This is a genomic window from Microbacterium sp. J1-1 (genome assembly GCF_024498615.1).
Lineage (GTDB): Bacteria > Actinomycetota > Actinomycetes > Actinomycetales > Microbacteriaceae > Microbacterium > Microbacterium aurugineum.
In genome coordinates this window covers 677,664-690,407 of sequence record NZ_CP089590.1, presented here as the reverse complement: position 1 = coordinate 690,407, position 12,744 = coordinate 677,664, and the positions used below count along the sequence as shown (strand labels likewise).

The 12,744-nt window shown below is 65.7% G+C and carries 11 protein-coding genes and 1 pseudogene; 7 read left to right on the top strand and 5 right to left on the bottom strand.

The window, feature by feature from the left end; genetic code table 11:
• The first annotated feature begins 95 nt into the window (after positions 1-95).
• The 5 genes and pseudogenes from lnt (at position 96) to LRQ07_RS18550 (ending at position 6,187) form a co-directional block, all read left to right on the top strand.
• A complete protein-coding gene (gene lnt / locus LRQ07_RS03200; protein WP_256535812.1) occupies positions 96-1,559 on the top strand; it encodes an apolipoprotein N-acyltransferase in 1,464 nt (487 codons plus the stop codon).
• On the top strand, positions 1,544-2,059 hold the full coding sequence (locus tag LRQ07_RS03195) for a DUF3515 family protein (RefSeq protein WP_058631458.1): 516 nt from the start codon (positions 1,544-1,546) through the stop codon (positions 2,057-2,059). The genes lnt and LRQ07_RS03195 overlap by 16 nt, the downstream gene beginning before the upstream one ends.
• Positions 2,056-3,954 carry a cytochrome c oxidase assembly protein gene (locus LRQ07_RS03190; protein WP_256535811.1) on the top strand — a complete coding sequence of 633 codons (1,899 nt, stop codon included), beginning with the start codon at positions 2,056-2,058 and terminating at the stop codon, positions 3,952-3,954. Before LRQ07_RS03195 ends, LRQ07_RS03190 begins: the two co-directional genes overlap by 4 nt.
• The gene (locus tag LRQ07_RS03185) at positions 3,951-4,634 is read left to right on the top strand and encodes a copper resistance protein CopC (protein WP_256535810.1); all 684 of its coding nucleotides are present in this window, start codon (positions 3,951-3,953) and stop codon (positions 4,632-4,634) included. Before LRQ07_RS03190 ends, LRQ07_RS03185 begins: the two co-directional genes overlap by 4 nt.
• A 193-nt stretch (positions 4,635-4,827) precedes the next feature.
• Positions 4,828-6,187: pseudogene (locus tag LRQ07_RS18550) on the top strand (M23 family metallopeptidase).
• 97 nt (positions 6,188-6,284) lie between these two features.
• Here the strand turns inward: LRQ07_RS18550 and LRQ07_RS03175 are convergent.
• Complete coding sequence (locus LRQ07_RS03175; protein ID WP_256535809.1) at positions 6,285-7,046, bottom strand: cytochrome c biogenesis CcdA family protein; 762 nt, start codon at positions 7,044-7,046, stop codon at positions 6,285-6,287.
• Entirely contained in the window at positions 7,043-7,612 is a 570-nt protein-coding gene (locus LRQ07_RS03170; RefSeq protein ID WP_136054588.1) for a TlpA family protein disulfide reductase, read from the bottom strand. The genes LRQ07_RS03175 and LRQ07_RS03170 overlap by 4 nt, the downstream gene beginning before the upstream one ends.
• A gap of 637 nt (positions 7,613-8,249) precedes the next feature.
• On the opposite strand from LRQ07_RS03170, the gene LRQ07_RS03165 reads away from it, so the two are divergent.
• Both LRQ07_RS03165 and LRQ07_RS03160 read left to right on the top strand, forming a co-directional pair.
• Positions 8,250-8,963 (top strand): response regulator transcription factor, encoded by a 714-nt coding sequence (locus LRQ07_RS03165; RefSeq protein WP_256535808.1) that lies wholly within the window; start codon positions 8,250-8,252, stop codon positions 8,961-8,963.
• Complete coding sequence (locus LRQ07_RS03160; protein ID WP_062635612.1) at positions 8,960-9,937, top strand: sensor histidine kinase; 978 nt, start codon at positions 8,960-8,962, stop codon at positions 9,935-9,937. Before LRQ07_RS03165 ends, LRQ07_RS03160 begins: the two co-directional genes overlap by 4 nt.
• On the opposite strand, the gene LRQ07_RS03155 is transcribed toward LRQ07_RS03160, so the two are convergent.
• Genes LRQ07_RS03155 through LRQ07_RS03145 form a run of 3 tightly spaced genes read right to left on the bottom strand, consistent with a single transcriptional unit; the run spans position 9,928 to position 12,682 of the window.
• Positions 9,928-10,767, bottom strand: a complete 840-nt coding sequence (locus LRQ07_RS03155; protein ID WP_062635611.1) for an FAD:protein FMN transferase — start codon at positions 10,765-10,767, stop codon at positions 9,928-9,930. The genes LRQ07_RS03160 and LRQ07_RS03155 overlap by 10 nt on opposite strands.
• Positions 10,767-11,246 carry an FMN-binding protein gene (locus tag LRQ07_RS03150; protein ID WP_062635609.1) on the bottom strand — a complete coding sequence of 160 codons (480 nt, stop codon included), beginning with the start codon at positions 11,244-11,246 and terminating at the stop codon, positions 10,767-10,769. The genes LRQ07_RS03155 and LRQ07_RS03150 overlap by 1 nt, the downstream gene beginning before the upstream one ends.
• 14 nt (positions 11,247-11,260) lie before the next feature.
• The gene (locus LRQ07_RS03145; RefSeq protein WP_062635607.1) at positions 11,261-12,682 is read right to left on the bottom strand and encodes a ferric reductase-like transmembrane domain-containing protein; all 1,422 of its coding nucleotides are present in this window, start codon (positions 12,680-12,682) and stop codon (positions 11,261-11,263) included.
• Between the last annotated feature and the right edge of the window lie 62 nt (positions 12,683-12,744).

Sequence of the window (12,744 nt, the reverse complement as noted above, 5' to 3'; positions counted from 1 at the left end):
GACCACGGCGCGGGAACCCCCGAGCGCACGATGCGCGCCTACCAGCTGGGGTGCCGTTTCCCGTAGCGATCGTCGCGTCCGCCATCGCAGGAGGCATGCTGGATCTCGGCTACCCCGCATACGGGTGGTGGCCTGCAACGTTCGTGAGCGTAACCATCGGGCTGTGGACGCTCCGCGGACGTTCTCTCCCCAGGGCGTTCCTGATCTCCCTCGTCTACGGCGCGGCCTTCTACTTCACCCACTTGGTATGGGTGTCACGGTTTCTGGGCCCCATCCCGTGGGTCGCGCTGGCTGGCTTGGAATCCCTGCTGTTCGGTGCCGGCGGCGCGCTGATCGCACTCGCCTATCGTGTCGCCACCACCCGGGCGCGACACGGGTATCGCGCGATCACTCCCGTGCTCGTCGCCGGGGTGTGGGTGCTGCGAGAAACGCTGATGGGGAGTACGCCGTACACCGGGTTCCCATGGGCGCGCGTCGGTTTCAGCCTCGCCGAGAGCCCGCTCGCGGAAGCCGCTTCATGGGTGGGAACCACGGGGCTGTCCTTCCTGACCGTTCTCGTCTGCGCGAGCGTCGTGGAAGCCCTCATCCTCCGCCGATGGGAGCCAGCAGCAACGGCCGTGGTCATCGTCGTTGCCGCGATAGCCATCCCTCTGTTCCCCACCGAGCAAGCGGGAATGATGCGCGTCGGATGGGTACAGGGCAACGGACCCAGCGGCTACTTCGACACCAGGACACCAGGCGACATCCTGCGCGCACAGGAAGAAGCGACATCTCCTCTCCTGGGGCGTGAAATGGACCTTCTCGTCTGGCCAGAAGGGGCCGTCGACGCCGATCCCCTGCGCGATGCCGCCGTCGCAGACCGCCTTGATCGACTCGTGCAGAGTGCCGGCACTCCGGCACTGGTGAATGCGGCAACCACCCGCGGAGCCGACACGTTCAACACCTCCATGCTGTGGACCAGCGCCGGGCCGCAGCAGCTCCACGACAAGGTCAACCCCGTCCCTTTCGGCGAATACGTCCCGGACCGTTGGTTCTACGAAGCCATCGCCCCCGACCTCATCGGATTGATACAACGCGAGTACACGCCCGGCTCCAACACACCCCTCATGAACGTTGACGATGTGCCCATCGGTCTGGCGATCTGTTTCGACGTCATCTACGACGACGTCATCCACCAAAGCGCTGCCTCTGGCGCGCAAATGTTCGTGTTTCAAACCAACAACGCGGACTTCAGAGGCACCGACGAGAACCTCCAACAGCTGGCCATCGCCCGCATGCGCGCGCTCGAAACAGGGAGAACTGCGGTGAACGTCTCCACCACCGGGACCAGTCAAGTCATCGGCCGCGATGGAAAGGTGCTGGCGCAGGTTGCGGTGGACACGACCGCGGCGAAGATCACCGAGGTCCCCCTCCGCACCGGCACGACTCTCGCTGTCGTGCTGATGCCGTGGCTCGACTGGATGCTCAGTATCGGAACGGTACTAGCGCTGCTCGTCATGTCGATCCGACCGCGACGGACTCGTGCTGACTCCCAGGAAGACGGATGGATGACGTTGTGAAGCTCAAGATTCTGACCTCTGTCGCGGCGCTGTGCGCACTGCTTGTGCTCACCAGCTGCGCACCCACCATCCACCTCGAGCCCGCAGCAAACGCGAACGACCCGCTGTGCGCAGAGGTCACCGTACGACTACCGGACTCAATTGGCGACCAGGCTCGCGTCTGGACGGACGCTCAGGCCACCGCAGCATGGGGTACCCCCAGCAGCGTGCTCCTCACCTGCGGGTTGGAGCCCCCGGCCCCCACCACCCTGCAATGTGTCAGCTTGGGTGGCGTCGATTGGATCGTCGACGAGGAGGAGACCCCGAATCTGCGGCTCACAACCTACGGCCGAGAGCCAGCTGCCCAGGTGTACGTGGACACCACCACCCTGTCGGCGGACGCGGTTCTCGAATCTCTTGCCGGGGCGATCCAGCAGCTCACCAAGACCGGTGAATGCACGGCGCCTGTGACAGAAGACCCGGACGCTCCTGGCACTGAGACAGGGGATACCACTCCATGAATGCCGTTGTTCTCCGGATCGCTGGACCGACGCTCCTCGTTGCCGCCGCACTCATCGCTGTGGTCGTCGGGCTCGCGATCGGTGGAGGAGCTGCACCAAGACTCACCAGTGACCCTGGAGCGCTCGTGCGATGGGGACTCCCGGCCGCGAAACTGTTCGTCAATCTCTCCGGTGCGGCGATGCTCGGGCCCCTGGTACTGGCGGTGTTCGCTCTCCCCTCGGCAGGGAAGCCCTTCACCGTCGCGCTCGATATAGCCTCCGCCGGCGCCGCGACCCTCACCATCACAAGCGGGGTGGTGGCTTACCTCACCTTCCTGTCCTCATTCAATCCGCAAGTGAACCTGAGCGCTGAGTTCGGCGCGCAGCTGGGCCGCTTCCTCCTCGACACCGAACTGGGACGATCATGGCTTATCACCGCGATCCTCGCCTCGGTCGTGACAGTCCTCGCATTCGCTGTGCGCAGCTATGGTGCGGTGCTGATCACAACCATGCTTGCGATCATCAGCCTGATACCCATGGCCACCCAAGGTCATTCGGGTGAGCTCGCCAACCACGATCCCGCGGTCATGTCCCTCGTCCTGCACGTCATTTCAGCAGCGATATGGCTCGGAGGTCTCATCCTGCTCGTCGTCGTGCGACCGATCAGCTCTCCGCACGAACTCGACAACGTGCTTCGCCGGTACTCGACGGTGGCGCTCATCGCGTTCATCGGTGTCGCCGTCTCGGGATACGCGCGGGCGCTCACTGCCCTCGGCCGGTGGGAGGATTTGGCCTCACCGTACGGCCTCATCCTTCTCACAAAGATCGGCGCTCTTCTGGTCATGGGCGTCCTGGGTGCCGCCTACCGCCGTCGACTCCTCGCAAATGCCAGCGAGGGCCGTGGCGCCTTCTGGATGATCGTGAGCGTCGAACTCGGTTTCATGGGTATCGCGAGCGGTGCGGCCGCCGCCCTCGCCCGCACCGCCGCCCCCGCCGATACGATCACACTGCCGCAGAACACCGCCGCGGAGATCCTCACCGACGCACCCGTCCCGATCGCACTCACCCTGCAGAGATGGTTCACGGCGTGGAGCCCCGACCTCCTCTGGGTGCTCGTCGCGGGTTTCGGAATCGTCTTCTACCTCGTCGGCGTCCAACGCGCACGGCGCCGCGGGTATCCGTGGCCAGCCAGGCGGACGGTCAGCTGGATTGCGGGGATGGGTGCGCTTCTGTGGACAACCAGTGGCCCGCTCGCCGCCTACGACGACTCGCTCATCAGTATGCGATTCCTCTCCTTCGCTCTCCTCAGCCTCGCGATCCCCTTGCTCCTTGTCTTCGCGGCGCCGATCACCCTCGCAGCCTTGGTCATCCATCCACGGGACGATGGAAGCCGAGGACCGCGGGAATGGCTTCTCTGGGCCGCCCACAGCCCGCTGGCCAGATTTACTCTGCGCCCCGTCGTCGCCGCGGCTCTTTTCGCCACGTCGCTGTGGTTGTTCCACTACTCCGACCTGTTCCGCTGGTCGCTCTACGACCAGCTCGGAGCGGAATGGATGATCAGCCAGCTCCTCGTCACCGGGTGCCTCTTCGCACGATCGATCGCCCTAGATGCGTCCACGACCCCCGAGGGGCGGTGGCGTTTCGCCTCACTCATTGCGCTCACAGGCGTGGCCGCCTTCTTCGGCATCGCCACGATCACCCGCGCCGACCTCATCGTCGCGGAGTGGTTTGGCGCCATGGGGCGGACGTGGGGACCCACCCCCCTCCAGGACCAGGCCCTCGCCGGAGGCGCCACCTTGATGATCGCGGGAACGCTCGCAATCCTCACCGGCATCTCCGTTCTCCACACGAAACGCAACAACCGACCTACCGGTAGCACCCCCGTGCCCGCCGTACGAAAGGACCCACACCTGTGACCTCCACCCACCGCACCCGCTGGCTCGCCAGCACACTTCTTGCCCTCATCACACTGGGAATCTTGGCTACACCTGCCCCCGCTGCTCTCGCGCACGACAACCTCCTGGACACCGTGCCCGGGGCAGACGAAACCGTCGCCCAACTTGACGACGTCGCTCTCACGTTCAGCGGGGAACTCATTGACTTCAGCCAGGCCAGCTTCGCCCAAGTGCAAGGACCCGACGGCCTCTTCTACGAATCCAGCTGCTCCACCATCGACCGCAATATCCTCACCACCCCGGTCGCACTCGGAGAACCGGGCGTCTACACCGTGCTGTGGAACGCCGTCTCCAGCGACGGTCACCCCATCTCCGAGAGCTTCACGTTCACATACGCTCCCACCGGCATCGAGCCGGGACTTGGATGGGACACACCCGCATGCGGGAACGAACAATCACGGATCCAACCGGCAAAGGCGTCGCCCTCCGCCGCGCCAACCACCGAACCTCCAGCAGCGGACACCCCTCCCCCGGCGGCATCTGCAGGCGAGAACGAGGTGGATGCAATCGCGATCCCGCTCATCATCGCCGTTGCTGTCATAGGTGCCGCGGTGATCACCGCCACCGTTGTCGTACGGCAAGTAAAGAAGAAGAAACGCAACGGGTTGAGCGCCGACGCCCACACGGACCCGAAAGAGTGAGCTTCGTGTCAGAGCAGTCGAACTCAAGCCCGGTGCGTCAGATATGGGGCACAGATCAGAGATCACGGGCGAGTCGGCGCGACTTCGGCCCCCACGAACGGACGATAGACCAGACAGCGGGCAACGCGAGCATGGCCAATCGGCGCGCCCATGGCAGCAGAATCCACGAAGCCGAACTCGAGGAGAGGGCACAGTGAACGAACGACGCGTCTCCGCGGCTGCTACGGAGGCGGCTGAAGAATGCGGGTGTGCACCCACGCCCGCCGAACGCGACTCATTCTGGAAGCTGAGTGTGACTCGACGTGGCGCTTTCGGACTCGGCGCCCTCGGCGTCGCTGCATTCGCTGCATTCGGTATCGGCTCCGGCGTCTCAGCGGCGTACGCTGCGTCCTACCCGAGCTGGGACGATGTCCAACGCGCCAAGAACAACGAAGCTGCCAAGGCCGCCGAGATCACCCGAATCGAAGGGCTGATCCAGTCCTTGACGCAGAAAGTCGCCGAGACCCAGGCTGCCGCCGATACAGCCTCCGACGAGTTCTACGCAGCACAACAGGAATACTTCGCTGCGATCACGGAAGCCGAGAGCCTGCAGGCGCAGGCCGACGAACAATCAGCGATGGCCGAAACCTCTGCGCGCAGGGCCGGTCAAGTTGCGGCACAGCTGTACCGCAACGGTGGAGACGACTCAGCACTGCAACTGTTCTTCTCCGGCTCCGCGGCCAACGCCGATGAGCTCCTGTCCCCGGCTGGGCACCATGGACAAGCTACTCGAGTACAACCGATCGGTCTACGATGACGCAATCTCGGCGCGCAACACCGCCCAATCGCTGACCGATCAGGCGAAGGTCGCCCGCGACGAACGGGACCGACTACAGCAGGTCGCAGAGCAGAAGATGATTGCCGCACAAGAAGCGGCCGACGCCGCGCAAGCCGCTCTCGACGAGCAAGCCGCGAACCTCGAGACGATGCAGGCGCAGCTCGCCGCGCTGAAAGACACCACCACGCAGACTGTCGCTGGCTACCAGGCGGGTGTAGCCGCACGCGAGGCCGAAGAGCGAGCCCGTCGCGAACGCGAAGCCGCCGAAGCCGCAGCCAACGGAGGCGGCAACGGTGGCGGCGGAGGCTCCGCCGGGAGCGGCGGTTGGGTTCGTCCCCACGGGGGCGGCCGGAGTTCAAGCTACGGCCCGCGGACCCCCATCTGCGGATCGCAGGGCTGCTCCTCGAGCTACCACTACGGCGCGGACATGGCCAACGGCTGCGGAGCGGCGATCTACGCCGCCAACTCCGGAACAGTGGACTACGCCGGCGCCAACGGCAACTACGGCAATTACGTCCGCATCCAACACGGCGGGGGCGTCAGCACCGGTTACGCCCACATCAAACCCGGTGGCATCGCCGTTGGCCGGGGGCAGTGGGTCAATTCCGGCCAGGTCATCGCCTACGCGGGTGACACCGGCCGATCCTTCGGGTGCCATCTGCATTTCGAGGTCTATATCAACGGTGGTTACACCAACCCCGTCCGATTCATGGAAGATCGCGGCGTCTACATCTAAGGCTCCGACACGGGATCACGAACTGGCGCCGTCGACATGAGCAGTTGGGTAGAGAGGACTGCTCCAGTCGGCACTCGCGACGTCCCTGCTAGGGATCTCAGAGAGGAAGGATGACGCTGCCCATCACCGCCGTCAGCCGCGACATGATGTCGGTCCACAGCCCGGTCACCATCAGGATGCCGAGGACGATCAGCAGTATGCCGCCGCAAACGTTCACCACCCGGATATGACGTCGGAGAAACTCGACCGTCTTTGCCGCCCAACCGAACCCGAGTGCGACCAGCAGGAACGGGATGCCGAGGCCAAGCGAATACACGAGGCCAAGGAAGCCGGCCCGGACAGGGTCGCCGGCGTTGAACGAGAGCGCGATGATCGCGGCAAGCGTCGGACCCATGCACGGCGCCCAGCCGATACCGAGTGCCACTCCGAGTAGCGGCGCCCCGACGACACCGGCCCGGGAGCCAACGTGAAAGCGGACCTCCCGCTGGGCGAAACTGAACAACCCGAGGAAGACGAGCCCCATCAGGATGACGACGACTCCGAGGATGCGCGTGACCAGGTCACCCCAGCGTAGGAAGAACACGCCGGCCGTCCCGCTCAGCGCAGTGATGAGAACAAAGACGACACTGAAGCCGAGGATGAACAGAAGCACGCCGACAACGAGCTGACGGCGCTCAGGCGCGACTGCGTTCGTCGCGTCACCCTTCGAGCGCGGCGCGACCGCTCCGCCGAGGAAGCCGAGGAAGCCGGGGACCAGCGGGAGCACGCAGGGCGACAGGAACGACACGAGGCCGGCGAGCATCGCGACGGGGACTGCGAGCCAGAGCGCACCGGACCCGATGATGGTGTCTGCGTTCACGGCGTCTCCGCTAGGGCGTCTTTGACGAGGGTCGAGAGGATCGAGGTGCCGTCGATGGGCCCGATGATGCGGGCGGCGACACGGCCCTGTCTGTCGAGCACGAGAGTGGTCGGTGTCGCCTGGATCGGCACAGCCTCGGAGAAAGCGAGTTTCGCCTCGGCCGTGTTCACGTCGATCAGGCTCGGGTAGGTGATGCCGAACTCGTCAGAGAAAGCCTGGGCAGTGTCAGCCTGGTCGCGGGTATTGATGCCGATGAAAGCCACATCCTCGCCGCCGTATTCCTGCCAGACGCTTTCAAGATCCTTCGCCTCGATGCGGCACGGCGCGCACCCGGCGTACCAGAAGTTCACCACCGTGACCTTGCCGGCGTTGTCCGCACTGTCGAAATCATCACCAGTTTCAGTAACGCCACTGAAGACCACGGGCTCGCTCCGCTCGGCCACCGGGACCTCGACAATAGCGCCGTTGCCGGCCACATACCCGGTGTTCTCACCCTTGAGGTAGGAATCGCTGACCGGATCCGGCGCACACCCGCTCAGACCGATGGCGAACACTGCGGCGAGCATGACTCCCGCCGCACCGCGAACGGTACTAAAACGTGGGTCTCGAGGCACATTCGCACCTTACGCAGATCCCCTATGCGTCCGCCGAACCGTGCCACCGCCCCACGAGATCGCTTGCCACTTTCGATGTTCGTCAGAGCAAGTTGATGCGTAGGCGACCTCGGCGTTGCTGACACACGGCGTCAATCCCGGACGACCGTGTGACAACATCCGCGAGAATCCGCCACCTTTCATGAGAACAGCGACAGGTTTCGTGAGAATGCGACAGGTTTCGTGAGAATGCGACAGGTTTCATGAGAAACGACATGTCGAAATCTTGTCCGATCTCACGAAAGCTGTCGGTCGGTGAGACAGAACATTCCCGGGAAGACGGGTGAGTGATGCACGGTCGAGGCTGCCGGCTGTCTCACGAAAGATGTCGTAAATCACCTTCCACTCTCACGCTGCCTAAAACGTCGAACGGCCAGTTTCGGCGCATCTGGTTTCGGCAGGGGGTTTCGGCGGGTGCGCGATCGGCGTGTCGTGCGATCGGCCGGCGACCTCCGTGCGTCTGCCGTAAACGATCGTTTCTGGCCGGACGGCGACGGCATGCGGAGATCAGTCTGCGATACCCGACCGGGTTTGGGTCGGGCGTACGCTGATGATCTCGATCGCAGACGACAGGACGGCGACCATGGGTGACTCGGCACAGAGGCCGCGCAGTTCGCTGCTCTACGTGGAGGATGACGCCGACATCGCTGCGCTGACCGTCGAAGTGCTGGAAGACGTGTACGACGTCGAGCATGCCTCAGACGGCGAGACCGCGCTCCGGTTCGCGCTGAGCCGGCGGTATGACGTCATGGTGGTCGATCGACGACTCCCCGGCATGGACGGTGTGGATTTCATCCGTGCCGTGCGCACGGCCCACATCACGACCCCCATCCTGATGCTGACCGCGCTCGGCACCGTGGACGATCGTGTCACCGGTCTCGACGGCGGAGCGAACGACTACCTGGTGAAGCCCTTCGATTACGACGAGCTACTGGCGCGTCTCCGTGCGCTGCGGCGCGCGTTCCGGGCTGATGGGAAGCGTCGGCGACTCGGGGAGTGGGTGTTCACGCCGGACGCCCAGGCCGCGTACGATCCATCGGGAATCCGAGTGGCGCTGACGGCGACGGAGAGCGCGCTCCTGGAGCTGTTGAGCACCAGCCCCGAGCACGTGTTCAGTCGGGACGAGATCCTCCGCGCCGTGTTCCATGAAGGAGACACGACGAGTTCCGTGGATACGTATGTGCACTATGTGCGGCGCAAGACGACTCCCGACATGATCGAGACCGTCCGCGCGCGCGGCTACCGCGCGGGAACACCGTCATGAGCGACGCTGATACCAGGCGCGTGCGACGCGCAGCGCTGTCCATCGGGCTCTGGGTCGGGATCTCGTCTGGTGTGATCGTCGCGATCGGCATCGGGGTGCTGATCGCGGTGGTGCTCTCTACGTCGCGCCGCGAAGGCGAGGAGCACGGCGGCGGCTGGTTCGGCGGTGGTGACGGTGTCAGAGACGACTTCATCGTCGACATCGACGTGGTCGTGCCGACCGTGATCATCCTCGGGTTGATCGGCGTGGTGCTGCTCGGGGTGGTCGCCGCGGTCGCCGCGCGACGGTCGGTCCGCCCGCTCGGGGAGGCGCTGCGTCGGCAGCGGAACTTCGTGGCCGACGCGAGTCACGAGCTCCGCACCCCACTGACGACACTGACAAGCCGTATCCAGGTTCTGCAACGCCGTCATGACCGGGGCGAGGAGCTCGGAGCGGGTCTCACCGACCTGCGGCACGATGCGGACATGATGGCAGACGTACTCAATGATCTGCTCATTGCTGCGGAGGGGGAATCGCTTGCCGACGGGAACGCGGACGTCGCGACAGCGGCAGCCGCAGCCGTCGCGACGATGACGACGAGCGCGAAGGAGTCCGAGGTCTCCCTCGCGATCACGGTGGAACAGGACGCGGAAGCCCAGTTGCCGGAAGTCACGCTCGTCCGCATCCTGGTCGCGCTGCTCGACAACGCAGTGCAGCACTCCCCCGCCCGCGGCACCGTCTCGATCCACATCGGGAGAGACCGACAGAACGTGACGGTGCGCGTGATCGACGAGGGCTCCGGGATCGAGGGCATCTCCCCGGACCAGGTCTTCGAGCGGTTCGCGCGTCCGCGCGAGAGTGGACGCCCCCGTAGCTTCGGTCTCGGGCTCTCACTCGTGCGGGATGTCGCCCGTCGCGCCGGGGGTTCCATCGAGGTCGAACGGTCGACGGCATCCGGCACGACTTTCCTGCTCACATTGCCGGCTCATGCGTGAACGGGTGCGTATCCTCCGATCGGCGGCGAACCGGCCGTCGTCGTCTGCACGTCCACCATCGTCGAGCCGAGCCAGCGGGTCACGCGACGATCGTCGTCGACGATGATGCCGGTGCGCGACCCCGCAGCCGCGATCCATGAACGGTCCGCTGGACCGGCCACCACGGCAGCGGTCGCCCAGACGTCCGCATGGGTGAGACCATCGGCCACGATTGTGGCCGAGGCGGTGCCTGTCGCGGGCCGGCCGGTGCGGGGATCGAGGATGTGAAGCCCCCGCTCCGCCGTGCCCGAGGTCGCCACCGCACCGTTCGACACGTCGACCACCGCGATCATCTCGCCGCGGTGGTGCGGGTCGGCGATTCCCACCGGCCATCGCCAGTCGGCTCCCTCGGCAGTGAACAGCTGCAGGTCTCCTCCGGCGTTGATCCCGACCGCGGTCGCCACACCCAGCAGCGGCTCGAGGTGCCGACGTGCCGCAGCTTCCACCGCCCAGCCCTTCACATACCCCGTCGGGTCGAACCATCCCCGCCACCGGGCCGAGAACAAGCCGCCGGTCTCCTGTTCGGCGAGATCGCAGGCATCCGCGACCAGCGCCACCCTGCCGTCGGCATCCGCGATAGCAAGCTCACCGCGACGGATGCGACTGATATCGGAATCGGCGCGATACGTCGAGAACACCCGATCGATCTCGCGCAGTTCGTCGAAGCATGCTCGCACCGCCCGGTCGGCGCCAGCATTAGTCGTCTCCTCCGGGCCGATCAGATGGATGCTCATCGGGATGCCCATGATCTCCTCGACCCAGACCCGCGTCTTCTCATTCGCGGTATGCATCAGCCGTGCGCCTGGTCGATCGCGCTCTGCAGCGACGAGAGGTAGCCATCGCTCGTGTAGGTGGCGCCGGACACCATCTGGATTTTGGAGCTCTGCGCCTGGATCGTCTCCGAGACGAGCCTCGGGACCGCGGTCCCGTTGATCTGCCGGTCTCGACCGTTGCTGTTCGGGTAGTCGACCGCCTGCGCATCTGTGATCTGTCCGCCGGAGACGGTGATCTGCACCTGCACCGGCCCGTAACGGGTCTGCGACGATGCGCCGGTGTAGGTTCCGTCGGCGAGACCGGAGCCAGAGGCCGTCGTGCTCGAGCTGGTTCCCGAGCCGTTCGCGCCGGTGTCGGTGGTCGTCGCCGCACTGCCGCTTGTCGCGGTCGCCGCGCTGGCGTCGGTCGGGGTGACCGCCTCCAGAGACGTTCGGTAGCTGAACAGCAGCACGAGGCCGCTGACGGTCGCGAGCAGTGTGTAGAGGATCTTCTTCATGGCCGTCTCCCTGCTCAGATCGTGAACGATTCGGAATGGATGCGATGGGCGGGGAACCCGGCGTCAACCAGGTCGCGCCGGAGGTCTTTCATCCAGGCCTCAGCGCCACAGATGAAGACGTCGTGGTCCTTCGGCTCCGGCACGAGATGGTGGAGGAGATCTGCGCCCGACCACGCCTCGTGAGTGGCAGGGATCCAGCTCGACGCGCCCGACGAACGCGGGCCGACGAACGGCAGGTACCTCAGGCCCCGGGTGCTGATGAGGTGAGCGATGGCCTCCTGTCGAAGTGCGTCCTCTGCGGCGGACTCCCGGGTGATGAGCATCGCGTCTCCTGGTCCGTAGCCTTCCGTCTCGAGCAGCGAGACGAGCGGTGCGACCCCGGCGCCGGCGCCGATCATGAGCAGCTTCGTCCCGGTCCGCCGCTCGCCGGTCATCTCCCCGTATGGTCCTTCCACGATGACCCGGGTGCCGGAGCGCAGCGCGGTAAGCCGGCGTGTGCCGTCCCCCACCACACGGGCGGTCAACGTCAGCTCGCTTCCCGGCGCAGCGGAGAGCGAGAACGGGTGTCCGCGGGTCCAGCCGGGCCCGTCGAGGAACCGCCAGACGAAGAACTGACCGGCCCTGGCACCGAGCGTTGGAAGGTCGCGACCGGTGACCCGGACGGTGACGCCCCGAGCACCGTCCGCCTCGACCCCTGCCACACGCAGCGCACGACGTGTGGACCGCAGCAGCGGCATCCCGATGCGGAACAGCAGCACCGATCCCGCGGCGAGGGCCCAGATCGCCCACCAGTAGACGGTCGCGATCGGCGAGGACAGGAAGTCGGCGCCCGTCCACAGCTGGTGCGGCAGCGCGAGCCCGACGCCCAGGTAGGCGTAGAGGTGCAGGAGATGCCAGGACTCGTACCGCAGGCGACGACGAGCACGCCGGATGGAGGTGACGACCACGAGCAGGATCAGCAGCGTGCCGGCCGTGGCTAGGAGCATGCCCGGGTAGTCCCAGATGAAGCTCCACAGCTGGACGAGCGGGTTGATGCCGGCCGCCATCGCGTAGCCCACCGCGAGCAGCGCGATGTGCGCGCCCATCAACCAGAACGACCAGAATCCGACGAAGCGATGCAGCCGCGTGATCCCGTCGCGACCGAATCCGCGCTCGAACAGCGGGACGCGTGCCATCAGCAGCACTTGATAGAGCAACAGGTTCGCCGCGACCAGCCCGGTGAGGCGTCCGAGCGACGTGATGGTCTCGGCGTTGACCCCCAGGACTGCGGTCACTCCACCACTGGCGACCCACAGAGCCACGACGAACAGGCTGGTCGCCCAGATCACCGTGATCGCCGCTGCACGCCAGAGCTGCGCGCGGCCATGGGCTGCCCGCCGTGGCTCAGGGGAAGCGGCGGGGACGGAAGCACGCGGTCTCGTCGTCAGAGTGGTCATAGGGGAATCGTGCTGCGCCGACTCTGAGACAGGTCTAAGGAACGGCTCCCGATAGGCAACTC

Coding starts and splice junctions, on each gene's coding strand:
- lnt (WP_256535812.1), top strand. CDS start 96: ATGCTGGATCTCGGCTACCCCGCATACGGGTGGTGGCCTGCAACGTTC.
- LRQ07_RS03195 (WP_058631458.1), top strand. CDS start 1,544: ATGGATGACGTTGTGAAGCTCAAGATTCTGACCTCTGTCGCGGCGCTG.
- LRQ07_RS03190 (WP_256535811.1), top strand. CDS start 2,056: ATGAATGCCGTTGTTCTCCGGATCGCTGGACCGACGCTCCTCGTTGCC.
- LRQ07_RS03170 (WP_136054588.1), bottom strand. CDS start 7,612: ATGCTCGCCGCAGTGTTCGCCATCGGTCTGAGCGGGTGTGCGCCGGAT.
- LRQ07_RS03165 (WP_256535808.1), top strand. CDS start 8,250: ATGATCTCGATCGCAGACGACAGGACGGCGACCATGGGTGACTCGGCA.
- LRQ07_RS03160 (WP_062635612.1), top strand. CDS start 8,960: ATGAGCGACGCTGATACCAGGCGCGTGCGACGCGCAGCGCTGTCCATC.
- LRQ07_RS03155 (WP_062635611.1), bottom strand. CDS start 10,767: ATGCATACCGCGAATGAGAAGACGCGGGTCTGGGTCGAGGAGATCATG.
- LRQ07_RS03150 (WP_062635609.1), bottom strand. CDS start 11,246: ATGAAGAAGATCCTCTACACACTGCTCGCGACCGTCAGCGGCCTCGTG.
- LRQ07_RS03145 (WP_062635607.1), bottom strand. CDS start 12,682: ATGACCACTCTGACGACGAGACCGCGTGCTTCCGTCCCCGCCGCTTCC.